The sequence below is a fragment of the Nostoc favosum CHAB5714 genome (assembly GCF_020829495.1).
Classification (GTDB): domain Bacteria; phylum Cyanobacteriota; class Cyanobacteriia; order Cyanobacteriales; family Nostocaceae; genus Nostoc; species Nostoc favosum.
The window spans coordinates 37,867-62,152 of record NZ_JAIVFQ010000025.1 but is presented as its reverse complement, the minus strand read 5'-3'; the positions used below and the strand labels follow the sequence as shown (position 1 = coordinate 62,152).

The 24,286-nt window shown below is 40.1% G+C and carries 24 protein-coding genes and 1 pseudogene; 21 read left to right on the top strand and 4 right to left on the bottom strand.

Annotation, left to right across the window (positions count from 1 at the left end; translation table 11 throughout):
- Positions 1-97: 97 nt before the first annotated feature.
- Positions 98-769 (bottom strand): LuxR C-terminal-related transcriptional regulator, encoded by a 672-nt coding sequence (locus LC586_RS17930; protein ID WP_229486099.1) that lies wholly within the window; start codon positions 767-769, stop codon positions 98-100.
- Positions 770-869: 100 nt separating this feature from the next.
- On the opposite strand from LC586_RS17930, the gene LC586_RS17925 reads away from it, so the two are divergent.
- The 3 genes from LC586_RS17925 (at position 870) to LC586_RS17915 (ending at position 2,629) form a co-directional block, all read left to right on the top strand.
- The gene (locus LC586_RS17925; RefSeq protein ID WP_229486098.1) at positions 870-1,526 is read left to right on the top strand and encodes a DUF3386 domain-containing protein; all 657 of its coding nucleotides are present in this window, start codon (positions 870-872) and stop codon (positions 1,524-1,526) included.
- A gap of 423 nt (positions 1,527-1,949) precedes the next feature.
- Positions 1,950-2,267, top strand: a complete 318-nt coding sequence (locus LC586_RS17920) for a hypothetical protein (protein WP_229486097.1) — start codon at positions 1,950-1,952, stop codon at positions 2,265-2,267.
- Entirely contained in the window at positions 2,264-2,629 is a 366-nt protein-coding gene (locus LC586_RS17915) for an aspartyl protease (RefSeq protein WP_229486096.1), read from the top strand. The genes LC586_RS17920 and LC586_RS17915 overlap by 4 nt, the downstream gene beginning before the upstream one ends.
- Before the next feature lie 80 nt (positions 2,630-2,709).
- On the opposite strand, the gene tmk is transcribed toward LC586_RS17915, so the two are convergent.
- Positions 2,710-3,345, bottom strand: a complete 636-nt coding sequence (gene tmk, locus LC586_RS17910) for a dTMP kinase (protein ID WP_229486095.1) — start codon at positions 3,343-3,345, stop codon at positions 2,710-2,712.
- Positions 3,346-3,438: 93 nt separating this feature from the next.
- On the opposite strand from tmk, the pseudogene LC586_RS17905 reads away from it, so the two are divergent.
- The 6 genes and pseudogenes from LC586_RS17905 to LC586_RS17880 all read left to right on the top strand — a co-directional run.
- Positions 3,439-3,594, top strand: a pseudogene (locus LC586_RS17905) (ATP-binding protein); the annotation flags it as partial.
- A 91-nt stretch (positions 3,595-3,685) separates the two neighbouring features.
- Positions 3,686-3,967, top strand: coding sequence for an Rpn/YhgA-type helix-turn-helix domain-containing protein (locus LC586_RS17900; protein WP_229486094.1), 282 nt, complete (start codon positions 3,686-3,688; stop codon positions 3,965-3,967).
- On the top strand, positions 3,952-4,356 hold the full coding sequence (locus tag LC586_RS17895) for a type II toxin-antitoxin system PemK/MazF family toxin (protein WP_229486093.1): 405 nt from the start codon (positions 3,952-3,954) through the stop codon (positions 4,354-4,356). The genes LC586_RS17900 and LC586_RS17895 overlap by 16 nt, the downstream gene beginning before the upstream one ends.
- A gap of 119 nt (positions 4,357-4,475) precedes the next feature.
- The gene (locus LC586_RS17890) at positions 4,476-6,569 is read left to right on the top strand and encodes a hydantoinase/oxoprolinase family protein (RefSeq protein WP_229486092.1); all 2,094 of its coding nucleotides are present in this window, start codon (positions 4,476-4,478) and stop codon (positions 6,567-6,569) included.
- Between the two features lie 416 nt (positions 6,570-6,985).
- On the top strand, positions 6,986-8,587 hold the full coding sequence (locus tag LC586_RS17885) for a hydantoinase B/oxoprolinase family protein (protein WP_229486091.1): 1,602 nt from the start codon (positions 6,986-6,988) through the stop codon (positions 8,585-8,587).
- 3 nt (positions 8,588-8,590) lie between these two features.
- The gene (locus LC586_RS17880; RefSeq protein ID WP_498072180.1) at positions 8,591-8,842 is read left to right on the top strand and encodes a hypothetical protein; all 252 of its coding nucleotides are present in this window, start codon (positions 8,591-8,593) and stop codon (positions 8,840-8,842) included.
- A 132-nt stretch (positions 8,843-8,974) separates the two neighbouring features.
- Here LC586_RS17880 and LC586_RS17875 read toward each other — a convergent pair whose 3' ends face one another.
- Positions 8,975-9,481, bottom strand: a complete 507-nt coding sequence (locus tag LC586_RS17875) for a DUF6174 domain-containing protein (RefSeq protein WP_229486090.1) — start codon at positions 9,479-9,481, stop codon at positions 8,975-8,977.
- Positions 9,482-10,124: 643 nt separating this feature from the next.
- On the opposite strand from LC586_RS17875, the gene LC586_RS17870 reads away from it, so the two are divergent.
- Positions 10,125-10,625 carry a TIGR00725 family protein gene (locus LC586_RS17870; RefSeq protein WP_229486089.1) on the top strand — a complete coding sequence of 167 codons (501 nt, stop codon included), beginning with the start codon at positions 10,125-10,127 and terminating at the stop codon, positions 10,623-10,625.
- Between the two features lie 1,236 nt (positions 10,626-11,861).
- Entirely contained in the window at positions 11,862-14,942 is a 3,081-nt protein-coding gene (locus LC586_RS17865; protein WP_229486088.1) for a peptidase domain-containing ABC transporter, read from the top strand.
- Here LC586_RS17865 and LC586_RS17860 read toward each other — a convergent pair.
- The gene (locus LC586_RS17860) at positions 14,880-15,104 is read right to left on the bottom strand and encodes a hypothetical protein (RefSeq protein ID WP_229486087.1); all 225 of its coding nucleotides are present in this window, start codon (positions 15,102-15,104) and stop codon (positions 14,880-14,882) included. The two genes, LC586_RS17865 and LC586_RS17860, sit on opposite strands and share 63 nt — an antisense overlap.
- On the opposite strand from LC586_RS17860, the gene LC586_RS17855 reads away from it, so the two are divergent.
- From LC586_RS17855 to LC586_RS17810, 10 genes are all read left to right on the top strand, one after another.
- Positions 15,091-16,629: a beta-barrel domain-containing protein gene (locus LC586_RS17855; protein ID WP_229486086.1), complete on the top strand. Its 1,539-nt coding sequence runs from the start codon at positions 15,091-15,093 to the stop codon at positions 16,627-16,629. The genes LC586_RS17860 and LC586_RS17855 overlap by 14 nt on opposite strands.
- 93 nt (positions 16,630-16,722) lie before the next feature.
- On the top strand, positions 16,723-16,920 hold the full coding sequence (locus tag LC586_RS17850) for a hypothetical protein (protein WP_229486085.1): 198 nt from the start codon (positions 16,723-16,725) through the stop codon (positions 16,918-16,920).
- Between the two features lie 118 nt (positions 16,921-17,038).
- The gene (locus LC586_RS17845; protein WP_229486084.1) at positions 17,039-17,836 is read left to right on the top strand and encodes a peptidylprolyl isomerase; all 798 of its coding nucleotides are present in this window, start codon (positions 17,039-17,041) and stop codon (positions 17,834-17,836) included.
- A 403-nt stretch (positions 17,837-18,239) separates the two neighbouring features.
- Positions 18,240-18,575 (top strand): hypothetical protein, encoded by a 336-nt coding sequence (locus tag LC586_RS17840; RefSeq protein WP_229486083.1) that lies wholly within the window; start codon positions 18,240-18,242, stop codon positions 18,573-18,575.
- Positions 18,576-19,668: 1,093 nt separating this feature from the next.
- Positions 19,669-19,962, top strand: a complete 294-nt coding sequence (locus LC586_RS17835) for a hypothetical protein (protein WP_229486082.1) — start codon at positions 19,669-19,671, stop codon at positions 19,960-19,962.
- Between the two features lie 75 nt (positions 19,963-20,037).
- On the top strand, positions 20,038-20,331 hold the full coding sequence (locus tag LC586_RS17830) for a hypothetical protein (protein WP_229486081.1): 294 nt from the start codon (positions 20,038-20,040) through the stop codon (positions 20,329-20,331).
- 71 nt (positions 20,332-20,402) lie between these two features.
- Positions 20,403-20,699 carry a hypothetical protein gene (locus LC586_RS17825; RefSeq protein ID WP_229486080.1) on the top strand — a complete coding sequence of 99 codons (297 nt, stop codon included), beginning with the start codon at positions 20,403-20,405 and terminating at the stop codon, positions 20,697-20,699.
- Positions 20,700-21,579: 880 nt separating this feature from the next.
- Positions 21,580-22,014 (top strand): hypothetical protein, encoded by a 435-nt coding sequence (locus LC586_RS17820; protein ID WP_229486079.1) that lies wholly within the window; start codon positions 21,580-21,582, stop codon positions 22,012-22,014.
- Positions 22,015-22,380: 366 nt separating this feature from the next.
- The gene (locus LC586_RS17815) at positions 22,381-23,430 is read left to right on the top strand and encodes a calcium-binding protein (RefSeq protein ID WP_229486078.1); all 1,050 of its coding nucleotides are present in this window, start codon (positions 22,381-22,383) and stop codon (positions 23,428-23,430) included.
- A 157-nt stretch (positions 23,431-23,587) separates the two neighbouring features.
- Positions 23,588-24,193, top strand: coding sequence for a calcium-binding protein (locus LC586_RS17810; protein WP_229486077.1), 606 nt, complete (start codon positions 23,588-23,590; stop codon positions 24,191-24,193).
- The last annotated feature ends 93 nt before the right edge of the window (positions 24,194-24,286 follow it).

Genomic DNA, 24,286 nt, shown 5'->3' with positions numbered 1-24,286 from the left:
GCTTAAGGGAGTAGTGAGTTGCGCCGTGCAACCATTACTGGTTAATCCAGTATGAAAAACTAAACTCACCGATTTCTATAAGTTTAGTTTACACGGTTTAAGAAACTTGTATATCTTGTAGCTTTGCTACCATTTCTGCACGCGCCGAAACCTTCAACTTACGAAACATCCTCTTCAAAGCTTGTTTGACGGAATTTTGTGTAATCCAAAGTTTTTCCCCAATTTCCGCGTTTGTTAACCCCTGCGCCACTAAGTCGGCAATTTCTAACTCACGCGCTGTTAGAGGACTTACTAAAAGAGAATGGGATATTTTTGGTTTTGTCCGTAGAGTTGCCATTTTTGCTGATAAATGAATGCATAAGGCACTCAAATCAGCTAAATCATTGCCATTAAAAGCAGGATTTCCCTTGTCACGAGCCAAGTTAAGCGTTCCTACAAGACGACCATCGCAAACAATTGGCCCAGTCATCACATGTTCGTGATCAGAACGCGAGCAAAAATGCTTCCAGTCTTTTGGTGATAATAATAACTGTTCATGGGCGGGAGCATGACGCTCAACCACGTAGCGCCCGACTGGATTGCTTTCTAAGCATACTGCCGGAATGCCCTGAACATCCATTTGAGCCGTTGGTTGCTCATCTAGGAAATAAATGCCCCAATTTTGCACGCCAAAATGCTCACTAATTTTATCCGTGAGAGCTAGTCTTAATTCTTGCTCATTCTGGACATTAGCGATCGCATGAAATACGGCGTGGAGAGAATTAACCATAAGTGTACCCAGTTGGGGACTATCCAAGCCTCAACAATTACTTCTATGCTAATACCAAGGAAACTAAAACGCTAATTACAGTAGCGACTAGGAGAAGCACATGACAGTTACACAACTCTCTGCTCAGGAACTTTTCCGGGCTGCTTATGAGAACCGCTACACTTGGGACAAAAATTTCCCTGGTTATACCGCAAATATTACCTTTAAGCAAGATGATAAAGTGTTTACAGGTAAAGTGATCATCAACGCCAATCTCAAAGCGGAAGTTTTGGATGTAGATGACGAGCCAGCAAAGCAAGCAATTCATGGTCAAGCATGGGAGATAGCAATTCACCGCATCCGCCGCAGCTTTGAAGACACCCACAGCGCCAATACGTTTAGCTATGGTAAAACTGACGAAACTGGTGCGGTTGAGCTTTTAATGGGTGGTAAGGCTGAGGGCGATAAATACAAAGTCCGCAATAATGAAGTATGCCATGTTCACCGTTTAATCCACGGGACTTATGTGACAATTGACACCTTTAGCAGTCATAACACCGGGGAAGGCTACCTATCCCACCGCTATGACTCTGTGTACCATGACCCCAAGACTGGGGAACAAAAGGGCGGTAGAAGCGAATTTATCGATGAATATGAAAAAGTTGGTAACTATTTCATCCTAAATCGTCGGGAGATTCGTACCGAGACAGCAGGACAATTTTCTATTCAAGAATTTATCTTCTCTGATATTAAATTGTTGGAACCTGTTGCTGCTTAAGCTGTATTTTGTAATCTAAAAATTAGCGATTGCTCTTTTAAAATAAAGAGCGATCGCTTTTTATTTTGACATTTTGATTGAGGAATATGAGGTTTTAAAAAGAGGGCTTGATATGAAAGAATATTGATAAATTATTTCTGGCGATCGCTTCAGATATAGCAGTCATAAATCATTCGTTAAAATTATATCTCTCTTTCTTCTTTCTTTCCTTTGCGTCCAACTCTTACGAGACGCTGCGCGTTGGCGGAAGCCGACGCACCAGAAGGCGTCCTTCTCTTACGAGACGCTGCGCGTTGGCGGAAGCCTCTCGTAGAGATGGCGGTTCGTTTCCTCATCTATATTTTTCACAACTCATTTAGGATTCCTATATATAATCAATATATAGAAACTAAGAGGCTATTATCCAATCAAATAGTAAACAAAATGACACAACTATCCTCTAATCACACACCACGTCGAGGAAGAGTATTTCCCGAACGTCAACTATCACCAGAAGAAAGAGCCAGACGCAAAGCTGAAGATGAGGTATTTTATCAACGTTGTCGAGTAGTATTTGACAGAGTTCAACCAGAGTTAATCAAAGAACACTACGACTGGTTTATAGTCATTGAGCCTGAGAGTGGAGACTATTTTATAGATCCAAATGAGGATGTTGCCAGAACAAAGGCTCGTGATCAATTTGGTGATACTTTGCGTCTCATGATGCGAATCAATGAGACTGGAGCCTGTGGCAAAATATGATTTTCGGAGAGTTTAACAGTAAAGGCGAGTTAATTTTTGAAATTGGTTTGATAGCTGCTGATGGTGATATTATCCCAGTACAGGCGCTACTAGATACAGGATTTACTGGGACTCTAGCAATTGATAACCAAGATGCTTTGAGCCTGGGATGGTTACGGGAAAGTCAGAGAGAAGATATGCGGACGGCGCAGGGAGAAGCACAGTTTAACCTGTATCAAGGAACTGTACTTTTAGATGAAGAAGAGTTTATGATTTCAGCGTTGGGTGGAGATGAACTGCAAGATATTCTTTTGGGTGTGCGTTGGTTACAGACAAAACGATTAGTAGCAGATTTTCCAGCAGGAGTGTTGACATTGGGGTAAAGACGATAAGGATGCAAGGACAGTTAAGACAGTTAAGTAGAAAGTTCAAAAAATTTTGCCTTCAAAATTTGAGGCGATGTCTATAGCAACCCCTTCAGGTGTACGCGCAAAATTCCTTGAATTACTTGTTGTACAGCTTCTTTACTCAAGCTGCCATCTACCCGCACAATTCTTGAGGGATAGGATGCTGCTAACTCTGCGTATCCTTGCTGAACGCGCCGATGAAAAGCGATTGTTTCTTGTTCAATGCGGTCTAACCCTATTCCATCTCCTCGTTTTCGGGCTAGTCCTACTTCGACATCGACATCTAGCCAAATAGTTAAGTCACTCTCTAAACCAGCAGTGGCAATATGATTAAGCTGATTGATTAAACTCATGTTAAGACCACGACCATATCCTTGGTAGGCAATGGTAGACTCAGTGTAGCGATCGCATAAAATATATTTCCCTGCTTGCAGTTGCGGTTTGAGTTCTTGTTCAACGTGTTGCGATCTGTCAGCAGCATACAACAAGAGTTCTGTCACTTGTGCAACTGGTTTATCCTCCGTCTTCTCTAATAGCAAGCGGCGAAGATGTAAGCCTAACTCTGTTCCACCTGGTTCACGAGTAACAACCACAGAAATACCCAGACTTTTCAACCACTCAGAACAAAGCTGCATTTGGCTGGTTTTACCACAGCCTTCCACCCCTTCAAATACAATTAATTTGCCACTCATGCTTTTTATGTTCACTACTTTAAAAATAACTTTTAAATATAAGGGACTTCCAAAAAAATAAATTATCCCAAATTATTTGTACATTTGTAGGGGACTACTAAACCAGTTGATAAAGGTACTGGGTTAGGTTTATCTATTAGTTACCAGATTATCACTCAAAAACATCAGGGAACATTACAATGTATTTCTGCTCCTGGACAAGGTACAGAATTTGTAATTGTAATTCCGCTAAACCAGCGAATTATCTAAGATAGCGGTTTATAAATGGAATGTACAATAGCGAAAATAGAAAATTTAATATTCGAGGTATTATTAAAGTAGGTACTACGAACTGAAAATCATGCATGACTTTGCAATTCAATCTCAAAACTTACGCGAAGCATGGGAGCAAGGTTTGCAGCAGGGATTAACCCAAGTTGCGCTCAATATGCTGAACGAAGGTATTGATTCAGCTTTGGTAGTAAAGCTAACCGGACTACCACTTGAAATAGTTAAGAATTTGCCAGATATAAATGCAGATTATTCTCAAAGATTAGTGAAAGATTTTCAGGAATTAAGTGAGTCATCGCTGAACAAAATTTGGCTTGATCCAGAGGAAGATGAAGCTTGGAAGCATCTCTAGAAAACCTTGCAAAAGGTGATGTCATCTCAATACCTTTCCCCTTTTCTGATGCATCAGCTACTAAAAGACGACCTGCGTTGGTAATTGCAGAATCAGATAGTAACAATATTATGGTCTGTCCTATCACCAGCAAACCAGGCAGAGACTATGAAATTAAGTTAGAAGACCAAGACTTCCGAGTTGGTAAAATAAGTTTAAGTCCTTGCTACATTCGCCCTAATATTATTGCCACGGTTGATAAAACTAATGTTATTCGATTTATTGGAAAACTGAAGGATCAAAAAGTCAACGAAGTCATTACTGGAATTATTGAAATCCTTCAAAAGCCGCCCGAACCTCCGCCACCAGCATCAAGAGCATTAGAACGAGGCAAAAGTCCCAGAAAATAAAGTTTATAAGTTGAGTAAAGTGTGACTCAACAAAGTCTATATTTAATGTTGAATACTTGTAATTCTTTGAGATAAATAACGATTTCAACAATATCTTACAGCATTAAGGAAATAGAGCAATGTTGAAAGTTTTTGCTGATCGCGGTGGTACATTCACAGATATTGTTGCCCTTACTAATAATCAAGCAATTATAGACGGACTATCAAAACATCCTGAACGTTTTTTAATTGTTCCTCTACCTAAAGGGCAATGGATTATAGTCTACAAACTACTTTCAGAAAATCCCGAACAATATCAAGATGCAGCTATCCAAGGAATTCAGGATATCATGGGTATTTCCAGCAACGAACCCATTCCTACTGAAGCGATGGAAGTAGTAAAAATGGGGACAACAGTAGCAACAAATGCGCTGTTAGAAAGGAAAGGCGACAGAGTTGTTCTTCTCATAACCAAGGGGTTTAAAGATGCGCTACGAATTGGCTACCAAAATCGTCCTAACATCTTTGCTCGTCATATCGTTTTACCAACCATGCTTTATGAACAGGTGATTGAAATTGATGAACGTTATGATGCTCATGGCAATGAATTAATTCCTGTAAATATTCAACAAGTCAAAAATGACTTACAAGCAGTTTATAACACAGGAATTCGGAGTTGTGCTATTATTTTTATGCACAGCGATCGCTATCCTGAACACGAACAACAAATCGCCCAAATCGCCCAAAAAATCGGCTTTACACAAATATCTGTATCTCATCAAGTTAGTCCGTTAATGAAATTAGTCAGCCGAGGAGATACAACAGTAGTAGATGCTTATCTAACTCCTATTCTACGTCGCTATGTCAACCAAATAGCGAGTCAGTTACCTGGAGTCAAATTAATGTTTATGAAATCTGACGGCGGTTTAGTCGCAGCCCAACAATTTCAAGGCAAAGATAGTATTTTAAGTGGCCCGGCTGGGGGTATTGTCGGTGCAGTCCAAACTAGTAAAAGAGCAGGTTTTGAGTTAGTTATTACCTTTGATATGGGAGGGACAAGTACAGATGTCGCCCACTTTAAAGGAGAGTATGAACGACAACTAGATTCGGAAATTGCTGGAGCGCGGATGCGAGTTCCCGTATTAGCAATTAATACCATTGCGGCTGGAGGCGGTTCAATTCTCTTTTTTGATGGTTCTAGTTATCGTGTCGGCCCTAAATCTGCTGGTTCAAATCCTGGGCCTGCTTGTTATCGACGTGGGGGGCCATTAGCGGTTACTGATGCTAATGTGATGTTAGGCAAAATCCACCCGCAATATTTTCCTTCGGTTTTTGGAATTGATGGCAATTTACCTTTAGATAAAGATACTGTAATTGAGCAATTTACACAATTAGCCCAAGATATTCAAACCGCTACATTGACTCATTGTACTCCTGAACAAGTAGCGGCTGGATTTATTGCGATCGCAGTGGAAAATATGGCGAACGCAATTAAAAAAATCAGTCTGCAACGGGGTTATGATGTCAGCCAATATGTGCTTTGTTGTTTTGGCGGCGCAGGCGGACAAGTTGCTTGTTTAATTGCCGATACCTTGGGAATGAAAAAGATATTTCTCCACCCTTATGCTGGTGTTCTCTCTGCTTATGGAATGGGATTAGCTGATGTCAGTGCAATAAGAGAAGGAGGAGTAGAACAGCCTTTAACCCAAGCATTAATCCCTCAATTACAGCAGTTAATGGAATATTTAGAAACTCAAGCTAGAAGTGAAATAAATGAAGCTAATGCTCAAACAGAAATAGTCCAAAAAGTTTACTTAAAATATGAAGGGACTAACTCTACTTTAACCGTTAAGTTTGCCGATAATGTGGTATTGATGCGGCAAGAATTTGAGGATGAACATAAATCCCGCTATGGTTTCATTCAATTAGATAAAACTTTAATTGTTGAATCCGTCTCAGTAGAAGTAATTCAGAAAATGGAGACTCCCGAAGAACCCTTAATTACTCGTACACGTTCTATAATTGGAGCCACCGAAGCCGTTGAGATAGTAAGGATGTTTACTGCTGATAGATGGCAGAATACGCCTGTTTATCGACGAGAAGATTTACAACCAGAAGATAGTATTAATGGGCCTGCGATCGTCGTAGAAAAAATTAGCACAATTGTAGTAGAACCTAACTGGAAAGCAAGATTAACTGAACGTAATCATTTAATTTTGCAACGTCTTGTATAGAGCTTTTAAATTTAACTAGTTCCGTGGGTTTAAGTCCCCAGGTTCAATAAAAAAGCAAGTTTCGTGTTGGGGTTAAATCCCCATTACAAAACAAAATTTACGAATTACGTTAGCGACGCGCAAAGCGATAGCGCAGCGTTAGCGATAGCGCAGCGTTAGCGAGGAACGAGCGTCGGAACGAGCGTCGTCATCGAGCGTCGGAACGAGCGTCATTACGAATTACGAATTATTTAAATTTCATTAGCCAAAACTACTAACTGAACTGTCTGAAAATTATTAGGAGGTTTTCAATGTTAAAGTTTTCTTCTCTTCCTTCCGAAATACGCCAGCTTTGTCGAGTTATTAGTGATTTGAAGGATGAGTATCTTACTTTATAAGTATTAATGTTTGTGTTTTTTTCTAAAAAGGAGTTAAAAATGTACACAACAACGCAACCAGATCCCGTCCGCTTAGAAATATTCAAAAATCTCTATCAATTTATCGCCGAACAAATGGGAATTGTTCTCCAAAATACGGCAGCATCTGTAAATATCAAAGAAAGGCTAGATTTCTCCTGCGCTATTTTTGACTTTTCTGGATTATTAGTTGCTAATGCCCCCCATATTCCTGTACATTTAGGCTCAATGAGTGAAAGTGTCCGCAGTTTAATTAACGAAAAACACGACACCCTAAAACCAGGGAATGTATATCTATCTAATAATCCTTATAATGGGGGAACACATCTTCCTGACGTAACTGCAATTACCCCTGTTTTTCTAGAGAGTCGTGAAAATACTCTATTCCCTACTCCCTATTCCCCATTCCCCACTCCCCTCTTTTTTGTTGCTTCTCGTGGACACCAAGCAGATATCGGTGGAATTACTCCTGGTTCAATGCCTCCCCACAGTACCACAGTAGAAGAGGAAGGAATTATTTTTGATAATTTTCTCTTGGTTGAAGAGCGCAATTTCCGAGAACCCGCAGTAAGACAACACCTTTCAAATCATACTTATCCTGCTCGTAACCCTGACCAAAATATCGCTGATTTTAAAGCACAAATTGCCGCAAATGAACGGGGAGTACAAGAACTTCATAAAATGGTTTTACAATACGGGGTTGATACTGTTCAAGCTTACATGAAGTTTGTGCAAGCTAATGCTGAGGAGTCGGTGAGAAAGGCTATCAATCTTCTCAAGGATGGATCATTTGTTTATGAAATGGATAATGGGGCACGAATTCAAGTTAAAGTAACGATTTACCCAGAAACTCGTAGTGCTACCATTGATTTTACTGGGACTTCTGAGCAACTAAATAGTAATTTTAATGCTCCCAAAGCTGTAACTCAAGCAGCAGTTTTATATGTCTTTCGGACTTTGGTTGATGATAATATTCCACTTAATGCTGGGTGTCTTAAGCCTCTAGAAATTATTATCCCGGTTGGCTGTATGCTGAATCCAACTTATCCAGCAGCAGTAGTAGCGGGTAATGTCGAAACTTCTCAAACCATTGTCGATGCTTTATATGGCGCTTTAGGTGTCATGGCTGCTTCTCAAGGAACGATGAATAATTTTACTTTTGGTAATGAGCAATATCAATATTATGAAACTATCTGCGGCGGCTCTGGGGCAGGAATTGATTTTGATGGAACTGATGGTGTTCATTCCCACATGACTAACTCCCGCTTGACCGATCCAGAAGTTTTAGAAACCCGTTATCCTGTACTTTTAGAAAGCTTTAGTCTTCGTCCCGATAGCGGTGGTAAAGGGCAATATTCCGGTGGTAATGGAGTTGTCCGCCGCATCCGTTTTCTAGAACCCATGACAGCTAATATTCTCTCTAGCCATCGGGTTGTCCCTCCCTTTGGATTAAATGGTGGGGAAGCCGGAATTGTCGGACGCAACTGGATACAACGTCACAATGGAATTGAAGAGAATTTAGACAGCACAGCAACAGTAGAGATGAAACCTGGGGATGTTTTTGTGATAGAAACTCCTGGCGGAGGCGGATTTGGTAAAGTCTCCTATTTGCGTAATTCGTAATTCTTGGAAGATAATGCTTATGAAGGAATAAATTTCGATGCTGTGCCAGCGCCAATTAAAGCTTTAGATAAAAATAATTTGGTGACTTATTTAAGCACCTTTTCTAAAACTTTAATGCCTGGTTTACGAGTGGGCTATATGGTAGTTACAGGTAAGCATTATCAAGCAATTATTGAGCGGAAGTTAATTACGAATTACGAATTACGAATTACGAATTACGAATTATTTAATCTACTCCGCGCTAAAGGTGATTAACATAATATGCACCACATCTTGGCAATCATAAATCACGGTTATTTATTTATTTTTGTAGCATTAACCTCTCCCTGGCTTAAAAGCACAGGGAGGTTTTTTTAGTAGGGATTTATCCGATTGTCAAAAACAGCCTCATCGCTTTATATATGAACCATGATGAAGCACTTCAAAATTGCTAATTGTAGTAAATACTCCAGCATCGGCAGCTAGATTACCGATATTAATTTGGGTTGGATAACCAAGTTGTGAGTTGTACACCACAGTTAGTTCGGATTCTCCACCGTTGATCGTATTCCGAATCAAATTAAAGAGCTTAGGAATTGTACTATATTGTTGTAATAGCTCTGAATTTACTCGCTTACCAGTTTGAGCATTCGTGATAGATTTTGTGATGCCGTTACGTACTTCAATGATTAATGGGCCTCTAAAATCGGGAAGACAAAAGCAACTATTGCTAACTCTGTAGCGATAATTGTTAATTTTTTGTCGATTCCACAATTGGCGATTAATTTTTAGCTGTGTTAAGTTCGAGTTAGTAATCTCTGCTTTTGCTCCATGCGTAGGAGGCACAGACATTACTGGAGCATTAAAACTGAAAGATGCTACTAAAATTGCACCAATAGCAATAGGTAAGCGCATATCAATCCTTTGTTAACTAACGTTGAGTTCTAACTTCAGTGTGACTAAATATGATTCCAGAGAATTGAAATCACTTATAAAAGTTGACACAGTTTATACAGACAATCCCCAAGCGCTCGTAACAGCAGGAATAGTCCATAGTATAAACTTCAACAAATCCCAGACAAGCTTAGAATATTATTCACCTCAAATTTTGTGTTTTATGCAAAAAACGAATAATTTTAAAATTGGCATTATAAAATTTAAAAGCCAGTATCAGGCAAACGCCAAGACCCTAACTACATAAGACTTTCAGAAAATTAAATATTCACCTGTGTAGTAATAATCATTCTAATTCGGGAGTTAGAGGCAGATTCAGTCGAAGATAAGCTAATTTATGTCCGCTTGATTACTTATTAAACCCGAAGAACCCCACCCCGCCAAAGCTGTGCTTTGTCTCCCCTCCCCGCAGGCGGGGAGGGGTTATTTTATTATGGGTAATTATCCGAACTTGATATAATTTATGTTTTCTGAGAATAGTTGATTTATTTATTTTATAATTTGATCAATTTTTACAATTATCTAGTAATAATAGCTATGCCCATGTAGTAATTGCTCCAGTAAGACCAACTACTTATAAAACGCTGCTAGAAATTGAAATTCTATGAGAAAAATTATTGTTGGGGTAATGGGGCCTGGAAAAAATGCGACAACAAATGATTTGCAAAATGCTTATACGCTAGGTCAACTTATTGCCAAACAAGGATGGATTTTACTCACAGGCGGTAGAAATGTAGGTGTAATGGATACAGTAAGTAAAGGTGCAAAATCTGCTGAGGGTTTAACTGTTGGTATTCTTCCCAGCGAGAATCAAGACAGTATTTCCTCTTCAGTGGATATTGCTATTTTCACAGACATGGGGAATGCTAGAAATAATATTAATGTTCTCACTAGTGATGTGGTAATTGCCTGCGGTATGGGTGCAGGAACTGCTTCAGAAATTGCCTTAGCTTTGAAAGGAAGTAAGCAAGTAATTTTGTTGACTAACGATGAAGAAAGTAAGGTTTTCTTCAAAAAACTATCGCCAGAAAATGTTTATATTGTGGAGAGCGTGGATCAGGCGATCGCTACTGCCAAAACAATCTTATATAGCAGTCCGCTTTGATTTTTGAAATTATTTGTGTAGAAAGGGAGTGGGGAGTAGGGAGTGGGGAGTGGGGAAGAAGCCTTTTCGGGGTGTACTGATTTTTTTCAGAAATCAAATACGAGTCCTATACTAATTCATAATTTGTAATAGACACATCCTTAATATAAACAAAGTGGAATCATAATTTATCGGGGACTAAGATAGCGATCGCCTATTAATGGGGTCATTTCCCCCAAGCTTTTAGCCCCCAACCAAGAGCCTCTTCGTTGAAAAGCCTCAAATTTATACCCAGACTTGCTTACAGCCATTTACGTATTTATAGCGTATTCTTGCTCTGCTTGGGTTCTTAACGACTATTTATACTCAACTTGGCGACCAGTCTTTTACCCTTGAGTAGATTTTGTTTCTAACTCCCGACAAAATGTGCGAACCAAGAGTATTATGTGCTGTTATTTGCACCATATTCTGTGGTCTATCTGTTTAAAGATTTAATGTATAAAGGGGTGGGAATTGTGTTTTTTCTGTAAAGAATTGTCCCTGATGTAATATTTCAGAAAATTTACACGAAAATCAGCGTAGGCTATTCAAACTTTAAGTTAATCAGTGTAAGCTAATTATGTAAATATGTTTATCGCAAAACTATTTAACCACTCAGACTAATTCCGCTAGAGGAGGTGTAACAAAACTTACATAGCTCTTTGGGTATATGTTTAAAGAGACTAAACATGACTGTAAAAAGATTGAGTTTAGTAGCTTCTAAGCAAACCAAGCAATATTGTTTAAGTGAGATTTTTATTGACTGGTAAAATCTCAAAAAATCATGATGTGCTTTATAGTTTTTCTCGTCTCTGGACTGTAGCCTGCCCAAAGCCAGCCTTTTAATGCTGGAGGTTACCGACTGTAGACTGAAGCATCCCCACTAAATTGATTTAAATACCTTGCTTGGCAAAGCCGTAGACGCTTTGCTTCTAAATTCTTCTTTAACCTCTTGCTGAAAACACGAATCTTGTGGCAACCAAAGACACCTCAAGGGGTACTGTTTTGCGAGCAAAAATGTTTAGTTAGGCAAACGTCTAGCCCAATAATCTAGCATTCACATTAGTGATTGTCAAATAAAATACCTTTTTATCAAAAAAACTCTTTTCTTAACAGGAGGCTTAGGGTTTCCTCACAGAACACAAGAGAATCAAATAATACTAATTGTTGTTTTTTCAATTTAGACCAATAGCTAAATTTCGTCTTGGAGGTTAGAAAATGCCACCCGTGCTTTCTGGGGAAGATGTAGGCGAAAGGCTCTTGTACACCTTGGGTGCAAAGCTTTCAGAACAAGAATTACAAAACTTCTTGGCAGCAATGGAAATTGTGGAGCCACCACTAGCAAAGCAGTTCTGGCAATCTGCACAGACGAATCCTGGTATCTATATTATCCTTACAGGTAAAGTCCGACTGTTGGATAGCTCTGAGAATTTAATCACTACCTTTGGTGCATGGTCTGTTTTCGGCGAATTGACGCTTTTTCCCGAAGCTGACTTTAGTCCTTATGTAGTCAGAGCTTCGACAAGCTTAAAACTTGGCTATTTCAGGCAAGACGCATTGCAAACATTGATAGACAAGTATCCTAATATTCGCGATCGCCTTTTTGCCCGTGCAGAACTTTGGGATTTGCTATTGTTATGTCGCCAAACCTCACAATTACCGTGCCATACTTCACTTGTACCAGGGATGCTCAAAGCTTTATCTCTCTTTGAGCGACAGCATTTAGAAACTGGCTCTCTAACTACGCAAGTATCCCAAGATTCTGAGTTATGGCTATTGTACAGAGGTCAACTGCGGCATTCTGAAGGTCATTTTTTGACGCCAGGCACAATCTTTGCCCAACCAAAACAAGGTGATTGGCAGGCAACTCAACCAACAATTGCTTACATTCTGAAAAACGACCATCGGCAAACAGCACTAGAATACTTGCCGGAGTTGGGGAATTGGGGACTGGGGAGTGGGGAGTGGGGAGAGACGCGATTAATCACGTCTGTAGTAAAGAGTGGGGAAAAAACTTCCCAATCTCCAAAATCCAAAATCATTCCTTTTCCCCAACGAGATCAGCAGTCACAACAACAACCAAAAAAAGCACGTTTTTACTTTCCCAGTCCACAGGTGCAAGTGGGGCATTGGTGGAGACGCCTCACTAAGAGCTATCCCTTCTATGCACAACAAAGCGCTGCCGATTGTGGCTCTGCTTGCTTGGTAATGATTGGTAACTATTGGGGCAAGCATTTTAGTATCAATCGCCTGCGGGATATGACCAACGTCAACCGCAGTGGTGCATCTCTAAAGGCTATGGCAACAGCAGCAGAAAACCTGGGTTTTGCCACTCGTCCGGTGAAAGCCACTCTTGATAAATTAGCAGAACAACCTTTACCTGCAATTGTCCACTGGGAAGGCAAACACTTCATCGTTGTCTATGAAATCAGCAAAAAGCGGGTGATTGTATGTGATCCGGCTCTTGGTCAACGCAGCCTGACAAAAGCTGAATTTCAAGCAGGTTGGAGTGGTTATGCATTGTTACTGCAACCTACAGCTTTATTAAAAAATACTAAAAACGAAAGTACAAGCTTCTGGAAGTTTTTTGAGTTAATCAAACCTCACTATCGGGCACTATTAGAAATCTTTGCAGCTTCGATATTAATCCAAATATTTGGACTGGTAACGCCAGTATTCACTCAGTTATTGCTCGATAGAGTACTTGTGCAACGTAGCGTTACAACCTTAAACGCCATTGGTTTGGGGATGATTATTTTTGGGTTATTTGGTGTGGCTGTTAATGCTCTACGGCAATATCTTCTATTTCATACTGCTAACCGCGTTAGCATCGCCCTACTCGTAGGTTTTATCAAACATACCTTCCGCTTGCCCCTTTCTTATTTCGAGTCGCGTTTTGTTGGGGATATAGTCTCGCGCATCCAAGAAAACCAGAAAATTCAGCAATTCCTTACCGGTCAGACACTCTCCATTTTGCTGGATATGCTGACATTGGTGGTTTATCTGGGCTTGATGTTCTCCTATAGCTGGCGCATGTCATTATTCGTGCTGTGTACAGTACCGCCATTTTTTATCTTGGCGCTGGCTAGCACAAATATTTTGCGCCGCATCTCCAGAGAAATTTTTAATGCAGGCGCTAAAGAACAAAGCTATCTCATAGAATCCCTAAGTGGAATTCGTACCGTCCGCTCATTGTCAATTGAACAGACTGTGCGCTGGCGTTGGGAGGAACTGCTGAATGATTTGATCAAAAAAGGCTTTAATGCTCAAATAATTGGTAATCAGCTGCAAATTATCAGTGGCGTTATCCAAACTTTTGTAAATACTGCATTGCTGTGGTACGGAGCGACTCAGGTAATTAATGGCGAACTGACGATTGGACAATTAGTTGCTTTCAATATGTTGGTGGGTAACGTCTTGAGTCCTTTCCAGAGGCTATCTATGCTGTGGAATCAATTGCAAGAAATCGTGATTTCCACCGAACGCATAAATGATGTGTTGGAGGCGGAACCAGAAGAAGACTTAGAAACTAAACCCCGGAAGGCGTTGGGTAAGCTGCGCGGTCAGATTAGCTTTCAGAATGTCACCTTTCGCTATCACTCAGAAAGTGAGACTAACGTCTTAGAAAATCTTAACTTTGAAATCCAACCAGAACAGATGGTAGCAGTGGTGGGGCGCAGTGGTTCTGGAAAAACAACCCTGAGTAAATTGATTTTAGGTTTATATCCACCGACAGATGGCAAACTACTGATTGATGGTCGTGACATCACTAGTGTTTCCTTGCGATCGCTCCGTTCTCAAATCGGTGTTGTAGACCAAGATACTTTTCTGTTTGGTGGGACTATTCGGGAAAATATTGCGATCGCTCATCCAAATGCTTCTTCAGAAGAAATTATCCAAGCCGCAAAATACGCCGGAGCCGATGAATTTATTCAAAAACTACCGATGGGTTACGAATCCCAAATTGGTGAAAGCGGCGGTATGCTTTCTGGTGGACAACGCCAACGCCTAGCGATCGCTCGTGCTTTGCTCGGAAATCCTCGATTATTACTATTTGATGAAGCCACCAGCCATCTAGATTCCGAATCAGAAAGAATTATTCAAAACAACCTCAAAACAATTCTTCAAGGACGCACAAGTGTAATCATTGCCCATCGCCTCTCTACAGTCCGCAACGCTGACTTGATTCTGGTTTTAGATCAAGGCGTTTTGGTAGAAAGCGGTACCCACGACGAATTAATCGCTAAAAAAGGTCATTATTACTACCTGAATCAACAACAACTGGCTCAAGTCAGTTGAGATTGGGCATGGGGCATTGGGCATTGGGCATTGGGCATTGGGCATTGGGCATTGATAAATAATTAATAGTTCTTCTCCCTCATCTCCCCCACCTCCCTCATCTCCCTCATCTCTTTCATATATATGTACTGTTATCGGAACTAAAACTATGCCATCTCCCAATAGATCATCCCCACTTCCTCAAGATCAGACAGATAAGTATCAAAGTTACACACAGCAAGAGGAATCTGTAGAAGTTGCTGAGGCAGAAAGCAATAGTCAAGATTTGTACTACGGTACTGAAGCATTGCTTAATGCCTTACCTCGGATTTGGACTCGTGGTTTGTTGTATATACTCATAGGCTTTGCTGGTCTGTTTTTGCCTTGGGCAATTCTGTCGAAAGTAGATGAGACTGGTAGTGCTAGAGGGCGTATAGAACCTAAAGGCGCAACTCAAAAATTAGACGCTCAAGCTGGTGGGAGTGTCAAAACAGTTATGGTCAAAGAAGGAGATACAGTCAGAGCCGGCCAGGTTCTAGTAGAACTAGAGTCTGATGTCTTGCAAACGGAACTGCAACAAGTACAGAGCAAATTGCAAGGGCTACAAAATCGGCAATCGCAACTGGAATTGCTCAAAAATCAACTTTTAATTTCAACTAACCTTTTAGAGCAACAAAATAAATTTCAAGAATTAGAAAAAATGGCTCAAGTTAACCAGGCGCAGCAAAACCTGGATGCTAAACTGAGTAGCCATAACCTGCAAAAGTTAGAAAAACAAGCATTAGTTAAGCAAGCCCAGCAGCAGATTTACACCACTCACGATGATAAGCAATCGGCTAAAAACCGTTTGAGTATAGATTCTAGGCAAATTGAACGCTTTAGCAAACTCGTTCAGGATGGTGCAGTTTCTGCAACCCAAATTGATCAACTTAAAAAAGAACAACAAGAAAGTAAACGACTCTATAGCAGGGCTGTATCAGATATCAAACAAGCAGAATTCCGTTTAGCGGAAGAACTAAATCGTTATCAAGTAACTATCAAAACGTTAGAGTCTGATATCAAACAAGCAAAACTGCGACTGCAAGAGGAACAAAGTAGCTATAAAAGTTTGATGCAAGCCGGACAACTGGCTGTAATGAAAAATCAGGAACAGCTAAAAGACCTACAGACACAAATAACAGCAGTGCAATCGGAAGTCGCTCAGACTAGAAGCCAGATTATATCTATAAAAGTTCAAATACAGCAACGAGTGGTGCGATCGCCGATTAATGGGGTGATTTTTGAATTACCCACCACGAAGTCAGGAGCAGTAGTACAACTCGGTCAAAGGATTGCCCAAATCGCACCCAAGAATGCAGACTTCGTACTCAGAGCTAGTATGCCTAATCAGGATAGTGGTTTCTTGAAGGTAGGAATGCCAGTTAAAGTCAAATTTGATGCCTATCCCTTCCAAGAGTATGGCATCGTGCAAGGGAAAGTTACTTGGATCTCTCCTGACTCGAAAATTACCCAAACACCCCAAGGGAACATCGAAAACTATGAGTTAGAAATCACCTTAGATCAGCAGTATGTCGAAAATGGCAACAAACGTATTCCATTAGGTGCCGGTCAGACAGCAAATGCTGAAGTGATCATTCGCCAGAGGCGGGTGATTGATTTTGTTTTAGATCCGTTCAAGAAACTGCAAAAAGGTGGTTTAGAGATTTAGTCAACATTTCCAGTTCGCGCATATCAAGTTTGCCCTCGACCTACCAGGTTGAGAACTCACCCTAGAGAGCTACAGCATTAGCAAGGTTATTATATGCATCCAATTGACCTAATGAGGAAATATGGCTGGTCTTACCACGAGCTAGCCGCAGAGTTTGGAGTTTCAGAAGTTGAAGCTAGACGATGGGGATTTAGAAAAACTGCCAGCAACTACCGAAATCCCCCGTTAATATCTTACAAACTAGCAGAAAAAATTGATCAGGAATTATCAACTAAATCTGTATCTGCATAGAACCATTGTGACCTAGACCCCGCTTCAAAATCGGGTTTGAATAATAAATAAGTTAAGCATCAAAACTCCATCTTATCTATGTTTGAGATAAGGAATGCTCTATGAAGGAATTTGTATCATGTCCGAACATTTCACTATTTCAACCTCAGATATCATTCACAGCCTCAAACTCTCCTGTCAAATACCTGATGTAGTGGAGGCGATCGCTTCGCAAAGCATCATTACCGAAGCAGCTCTTGAGCTAGGAATTACAGTCACACCAGAAGAACTACAGCAAGAAGGAGATAGCTTAAGGTTTGCTAAAAAGCTTGTCAAAGCTAAAGAAACCTGGACATGGCTAGAAAAACACCACCTGTCTGTGAATGAGTTTGAAGAATTAGCCTACAACAACATCCTTTCGCGGAAGTTGGCAAATCATCTATTTTCTGATCAACTTGAAAAGCACTTTTATGAACACCAACTAGATTATGTCGCCGCCGTTACCTACGAAGTTGTCTTCGAGGATCGAGACTTGGCTTTAGAGCTTTTTTATGCCCTAGAAGAAGGCGAAATCAATTTTCCTGAAATTGCTCGTTTATATATTCCAGAACCAGAACTCCGCCGTGCTTATGGATATCAAGGACTCCGATACCGCAAAGATTTTCGTCCAGAGATTGCAGCAGCTGTATTTGCTGCTGCACCACCAAATGCTCTCAAACCGATTACAACACCCAAGGGAGTGCATTTAATTTGGGTGGAAGAAATTATTCAACCCCAATTAGATGAACAATTGCGGCAAAAAATCATTACAGAATCATTTTCTCATTGGTTAAAGCAACAAATCAACGCGATGAAAATTGTCACTCAGATAGACTCGGATGCAAATGTGCGATCGCAGGAGGAATTGCCAGATATGTCATTCACCAAGACTAAATAGGTTATTAAATTTATCTGACTAAAGGTAGATGCTTTTAGATTTCAAAAATGTTATAGATGCTGGTATGCTTGCTTAAAATTTAATAATTTGTTCTCTTTAGTAAGTTGTGAATATATCCACAACTTACCAGCTTAGTGCTTCAAAAAATTAAGTTTAATCTTCATAAGTCTTGCTGGGCAGTAACTAAGGTTATTAATGCCTAAAATTATTTTAGCTTTTTTTAATATTAGCTAATAGTATACATGTTCCTTTTTAAGCTTAAATACATTAGTTTTTTAAATCACAAATTTATCAGAAAAAATTGACTTTTCAAGGAAAAAACTGTAGTATTTGTATAACCAGTTACAGACTGGTTAAGAAAAATATTCCTAAAAAACAGTTGCACTTTTCAGGAGAAACTCAAATGGTTATTTCTGATCTAAACTACTTGGAAAATTCCTTGGAAGAAATTTTCGGTGGTCGTGGTACCAACATCAACAACTCCTACACTGCAACCAAGACAGTTACAGCTAATGTTGATGAAACCTTCACCAAGACAATTACCACTAACTTGGGTGGTTTAACAGGAAACGTTGCTGAATTGGTTGTTAGCGCTGATGCTACTGGCGATAATACCTTCTCCAGCGTCATTGGTGGTGTGCAAACCGAAGCGAATCGCTCTGAAACTTTCGTTAATGCTATTTCTGCTACCATTCAGAATCCTCCCAACCAACAGGTAGCAGGGATCACAACCCACTAACCCACATTTTTAAAGGTGGGATTGAAAACTTGGACAACGCAATTCTTACGCTACGCGTCTCGAAAAACATCTTTTTTTTTGAGTGAGCTTCAGACTCACAGCTAAACTTTAAAAATTATTTCCTGTTCCCTGTTAAGACTTCTCTCTCCCTTTTTGGGTGAAAGAAATCATTGAACCCCAACTATGATGAACAGTTGCGTCAAAAAACCATTAGAAAATCATTTTCTGATTGGTTAAAGCAACAAATTAAGGCTATGAAAACAGTTACTCAGATAGCAGTACGCTTGGATTAAGCGTAAAATACTTGATCAAAGTCAGTTTTTTTGACATAGATGCATCAGCATGTGTCTACGACACACTGCGCGTACCCCTCCGGGGAAGCAAGCTGCGCGTAAGCGTCCCGCAGGGAACGTAGATAAGCAGGTTGCTGCATGTCCTGTCCGTCGGGACTAGTGCTTGAGGTTTTCCCTTACGAGTATTGCACACTCTTGTGTTGGGCTATTTCGGTAAAAGCTAGACTACCTCTGTTTTTGCTGAAGGTATTGTTAACTGAACCCTATTGGCTCAGATAGGTTCAGATGCAAATGTATGTGCGATCGCACGAATAATTCCTAGATATCTTATTTATTAAGACTAAATAGGTTATTAAATTCCAAATGTTTTTTTAGCTAACTATCTTATCTGATTTAAGGTAGATTTTTCTAGTGTTACAAAATATTACCGATGCTCCTATTGTTTGCTTAAAAATTTAATATTGTTTTCGTTTTGTCTATTTTGTAAATCCATCCACAAAATGCTGTTTTAGCGCGATTAAAAACTTAAATTAAATCGCTATAAGTCTTGATGGGCAGTAATAAATTCAATTACTGTCTAATTTTAGTATGCTTTTTTTGGGTTTTAAACAATGCTTGTATATGCTTGTATATGATCGTTTTAAGCGGCAATATATTAGTTTTTTTAATAAACAAATTATCAAAAAAAGTATTGACTTTCCTGAGAAATGAATTATAGTAATTATGTGGCTAACAAAAACAAGTTTGTAACGCCAAAGATTCCGCAAACAAATAATTTACAACTCTCAGGAGAAACTCAAATGATTATTTCTGATCTAAACTACTTGGAAAATACCTCTGAAGAAATTCTCGGTGGTCGTGGTACTAACATCGCCAACATCTACACAGCAGACAAGAGAGTTACAGCTGTTGTTAATGAAAGCTTCACCAAGGCAGTTACCACTAACTTGGCTGGTATACAAGGCAACACTGCTGAATTAGTTGTTAGCGCTGATGCTACCGGAAACAGAACCTTCAGCAGCGTTATTGGTGGTGTACAAGTCGAAGACAATCGCTCTGAGACTTTCGTTAACGCTATTGCTGCTACCGTATAATTATGTGGCTAACAAAGACAACTTTGTAACGCCAAAGATTCCGCCCAAAAGCTAAACTTTTCAGGAGAAACTCAAATGATTATTTCTGATCTAAACTACTTGGAAAATACCTCCGAAGAAATTCTTGGTGGTCGTGGTACTAACATCGCCAACATCTACACAGCAGACAAGAGAGTTACAGCTGTTGTCAATGAAAGCTTCACCAAGACAGTTAACACTAACTTGAATGGTATCCAAGGCAACACTGCTGAATTAGTTGTTAGCGCTGATGCTACCGGAAACAGAACCTTCAGCAGCGTTATTGGTGGTGTACAAGTCGAAGACAATCGCTCTGAGACTTTCGTTAACGCTATTGCTGCTACCGTATAATTGGCTAACAAAGACAACTTTGTAACGCCAAAGATTCCGCCCAAAAGCTAAACTTTTCAGGAGAAACTCAAATGATTATTTCTGATCTAAACTACTTGGAAAATACCTCCGAAGAAATTCTTGGTGGTCGTGGTACTAACATCGCCAACATCTACACAGCAGACAAGACAGTTAGAGCTGTTGTTAATGAAAGCTTCACCAAGACAGTTAACACTAACTTGAATGGTATCCAAGGCAACACTGCTGAATTAGTTGTTAGTGCTGATGCTACCGGAAACAGAACCTTCAGCAGCGTTATTGGTGGTGTTCAAGTCGAAGACGATCGCTCTGAGACTTTCGTTAACGCTATTGCTGCTACCGTTCGCTAATACTTGATCCAACTGGATTAGTTAAGCTGAAGCCTAAAAACAAAAGCAGGTTAGAGTGAGTAAGAAAACCAACACTCCATAGCAATTGTTTTGTTGGGTTATCTTGTACTCTACTCAACCTACTGTTGGATGTTCAAAGATTGCTGAAAACTATCTTGGTTTATAGTTTTCAGCAATTTTCTAAATTCAATTAAATCCTAACACAGTTAACTAGACAGTTGCAAGACTTACCTCTTTATGCAAAATGATATCTGTTTGTTAATGTAGGAAGTCTCTTGTCAAGTCGAGTAATGCTAGGGTAGCGCCTCCAAAGTTCAGCATCTAAACAAGTACCATACTCAGTAAACCAAAACATTTTTATAAGTCTTACCATCTGGACATTTCAGCTAAAGCCAGGGATATCACAAAACTCACAAAACAACGTTAACTTCAGCATAAGAGACGATACCCCTAGTTACCTTCAAGCGGTAAGCATTACCCATACCATCAAACTTATCGCTCTATTACTAATGGTGTTTGCTTGCTGATTCGTAAGGGCACAAACCCCTATTATTACGTTCGTTTTCAGTTTGTGGCTACTCATACTTGAGCTTTAGTATCATAACTATCTGTCAAAGAAGAGGAAAGGGGGCAGGGGGCACAAAGCTTAGGGGAGAACGCCATAAATAAATTTATGTCTGCTGAAACTTGGACGTATTATTTCCTGTCGTAATGCATCTCGAAATAAATATTTAACATTAAGCATCAATAAATTTATTTGCTCTGAAACCCTCTTGGTAGGGAAATTACACCATCTTCTCCACTGCTCCCTGCTCCTTGCTCCTCTCCTCTCTGGTCAAGTCGGTATATATTATATCTAGCAAGATCAAGAGGAAATCTAATGAGCAGTATTTTTTTAACAGGTCTGTCCTACGTCAATATGAGTGGTGCCGGCGGCAGCATCAACGTCAGCATTGCTTCCCCTACAGGTTTAACCATTAACAGGAGTGAAGAAGTTTTCGTACCAAGAGCAAGATCCAATAGGAGTACCGTGGTAGCCACGAATTCCTACACCGCAGGTAACGCGAACGATTTGCTATTAGGAGGTCAAGATAACGATACTTTCGTCAGCAATTTAGGCACTGATACACTTACCAGAGGTACTAATCGCAGTTTATTTCTAGGTACAACAACAACTTCTGCTTCTGGGCGTGCTAATGTCATCACTGATTTGAATTCATCTTTAGGTGATGGGATTGGGATAGGAATAAATAATAACCTGTTAAGCAACTTCGGATTTACAGGCTTCAATTCGATAGGTGATAGTTTCCTGTGAGGGGCTAATTTAGCCTATTTTTAGGGCAGTTTTTACAAATATTTTTGAGTAAAACAATAATTTAGCAATGAACCTAACGCTCAAAAATAGCTAAAAGGATGTTTTAAAAGTCCTATTGTTGCTATCAAAACGTTTTAGATCCTCCTAAATCCCCCTTTTTAAAGGGGACGAGCAAGCGACTTCAGTCGTGGAGTAATAATTACGAATTACGAATTATAAATTACGAATTATTTTGACCGACTGGCATGGGTTAGGGGGATCGAGAAGTGTCTAAAATCACAGCAAAATACTTTTAAAACATCCTATTAGGATGATTACCCACTACACATTGGCAACTTCAACCAAGAATTTGCGAGGTAAAAAAATATGGCAATTGTAGAAAGAAATGACAGCAACAATATAGGAGACAATAATAATGCTGATAAGATCGCGAATCTTTTTAGTCGTAGTAACGATATCTTGACCGGGAGAGACGGTAATAACGGTACATCTGGAGGTGGGAGTACTTTATTACAAGGAACTAGCGGCAACGATCTATTAAATGTCCCAGAAGGAAACACTAATACTAAGAGTTACAGGATTTTTGGTCTTGGTGGTAACGATACTTTGACTGGGGGAGGCGGTAATGACAGGATATCTACAGGTGTCAGTGGTAATTCCCTACTGAATGGGGGAGATGGGAATGACAACTTGTTTGGCAACCTTGGTAACGATACCCTGAATGGGGGTAGCGGTGATGATCTGCTGAGTGGAAGTCTTGGTGATGACTTGCTGAATGGGGATAGCGGCGATGATACCCTCCTTGGAAGTCTCGGTAATGACACCCTGAATGGGGGACTCGGAAATGATAATCTCTCCGGAAGTGCAGGGGATGACTTTGTTTTTGGGGATGCTGGCAATGACACCCTTGATGGAGGTCAGGGTAGTGATGTAATATTTGGGGGCGATGGTAATGATAGTCTAACTGGAAGCCTTAGCGGCTCTCCTGATGCTCCTGAAGGATTCTTTGCGGACTTTCTCGTAGGGGGTGCTGGTAGTGACACTCTCAATGGATTTGGCGCTGGTGCAGGATCAGGTGGTGATGATACTGTACAATTATTTGAGAGAGATGAGTTAATAGGTGGCGGTGCGGTTGACAGAAACGGCATCGTCGCAGATGTTTCTGGCGATGGCGTGAAAGATTTCTTTGTGCTTGGGGATGCGAAAGGCGCTTTTTATACAGTTGCTGGCGAGAGTGACTATGCTCTTATTTTAGGCTTTGAGAAGGGTATTGATCAGTTGCAACTTAGTCCATCTGTGAATTATCAACTTCAAACAGCCTCTCAGATAACTCAGCTTGATACTTTGATTTTCGCCAAACTTCCTGGCGGTAATGAGCTAATTGCAATTGTAGCAAACGTTGACCTGACTAGATAGGTATGGCTCATCATCAATAGAACATGAAATTAACAATACCTTGTTTAGTGGTCAAGAGTAGTATAAATGCGATCGCCCTGCTTAAACCAAGAATATAAATAATATTTAAGCAGCAACGCAGATAATAGTAAAGTTTACAACTTTAGGAGACAAAAATATGGCAATCTTACAAGGAACTAACGCCGATGATACCCTCAATGGGGGTAGCAATAACGATAGCCTTAATGGAGGTCTTGGTAATGACTTGCTTTTTGGGAATGGTGGCAATGACACCCTCAATGGAGCTGAGGGTAGTGACGTAATATTTGGGGGCGATGGTAATGATAATCTAATTGGAGGTTTTAGCGGATCTCCATCTGCTCCTAAAGAATTTTTTGATGACTTTCTCGTAGGGGGTGCTGGTAGTGACACTCTCAATGGATTTGGCGGTGCTAGAGCAAGATTATTTGAGAGAGATGAGTTAATAGGTGGCGGTGCGGTTGACAATAAGGGCGACGTTACAAATATTTCTGACGATGGCGTGAGAGATGTGTTTGTGCTTGGGGATACGCAAGCCCCTTATTATACAGCTGCTGGCGACAGGGACTATGCTCTTATTTTGGGCTTTGAGAAGGGTATTGATCAGTTGGGACTTAGTACAACTGTGAATTATACACTCGAAGTTAGAAGTCAGATAACTGAGGTTGATACTTTGATTTTCGCCAAACTTCCTGGCGGTAATGAGCTAATTGCGATTGTAGCAAACGTTAACCTGACTACATAGGTATAGTTCATCATCGTATCCGTTCAATAAATCGAGGCGACCTACCAGTTCAGGAAAGATTTTACGCTATTTGACGCTTGTCACTGAGCAATT

Bases quoted from the DNA above. Each gene is read 5' to 3' on its own strand.
- LC586_RS17855 (WP_229486086.1), top strand. From the start codon at position 15,091: ATGCCATCTCCCAATAGATCATCCCCACTTCCTCAAGATCAGACAGAT.
- LC586_RS17870 (WP_229486089.1), top strand. From the start codon at position 10,125: ATGAGAAAAATTATTGTTGGGGTAATGGGGCCTGGAAAAAATGCGACA.
- LC586_RS17885 (WP_229486091.1), top strand. From the start codon at position 6,986: ATGTACACAACAACGCAACCAGATCCCGTCCGCTTAGAAATATTCAAA.
- LC586_RS17915 (WP_229486096.1), top strand. From the start codon at position 2,264: ATGATTTTCGGAGAGTTTAACAGTAAAGGCGAGTTAATTTTTGAAATT.
- LC586_RS17820 (WP_229486079.1), top strand. From the start codon at position 21,580: ATGAGCAGTATTTTTTTAACAGGTCTGTCCTACGTCAATATGAGTGGT.
- LC586_RS17875 (WP_229486090.1), bottom strand. From the start codon at position 9,481: ATGCGCTTACCTATTGCTATTGGTGCAATTTTAGTAGCATCTTTCAGT.
- LC586_RS17845 (WP_229486084.1), top strand. From the start codon at position 17,039: ATGTCCGAACATTTCACTATTTCAACCTCAGATATCATTCACAGCCTC.
- LC586_RS17835 (WP_229486082.1), top strand. From the start codon at position 19,669: ATGATTATTTCTGATCTAAACTACTTGGAAAATACCTCTGAAGAAATT.
- tmk (WP_229486095.1), bottom strand. From the start codon at position 3,345: ATGAGTGGCAAATTAATTGTATTTGAAGGGGTGGAAGGCTGTGGTAAA.
- LC586_RS17865 (WP_229486088.1), top strand. From the start codon at position 11,862: ATGCCACCCGTGCTTTCTGGGGAAGATGTAGGCGAAAGGCTCTTGTAC.
- LC586_RS17850 (WP_229486085.1), top strand. From the start codon at position 16,723: ATGCATCCAATTGACCTAATGAGGAAATATGGCTGGTCTTACCACGAG.
- LC586_RS17830 (WP_229486081.1), top strand. From the start codon at position 20,038: ATGATTATTTCTGATCTAAACTACTTGGAAAATACCTCCGAAGAAATT.
- LC586_RS17825 (WP_229486080.1), top strand. From the start codon at position 20,403: ATGATTATTTCTGATCTAAACTACTTGGAAAATACCTCCGAAGAAATT.
- LC586_RS17815 (WP_229486078.1), top strand. From the start codon at position 22,381: ATGGCAATTGTAGAAAGAAATGACAGCAACAATATAGGAGACAATAAT.
- LC586_RS17925 (WP_229486098.1), top strand. From the start codon at position 870: ATGACAGTTACACAACTCTCTGCTCAGGAACTTTTCCGGGCTGCTTAT.
- LC586_RS17900 (WP_229486094.1), top strand. From the start codon at position 3,686: ATGCATGACTTTGCAATTCAATCTCAAAACTTACGCGAAGCATGGGAG.
- LC586_RS17920 (WP_229486097.1), top strand. From the start codon at position 1,950: ATGACACAACTATCCTCTAATCACACACCACGTCGAGGAAGAGTATTT.
- LC586_RS17890 (WP_229486092.1), top strand. From the start codon at position 4,476: ATGTTGAAAGTTTTTGCTGATCGCGGTGGTACATTCACAGATATTGTT.
- LC586_RS17930 (WP_229486099.1), bottom strand. From the start codon at position 769: ATGGTTAATTCTCTCCACGCCGTATTTCATGCGATCGCTAATGTCCAG.
- LC586_RS17840 (WP_229486083.1), top strand. From the start codon at position 18,240: ATGGTTATTTCTGATCTAAACTACTTGGAAAATTCCTTGGAAGAAATT.
- LC586_RS17810 (WP_229486077.1), top strand. From the start codon at position 23,588: ATGGCAATCTTACAAGGAACTAACGCCGATGATACCCTCAATGGGGGT.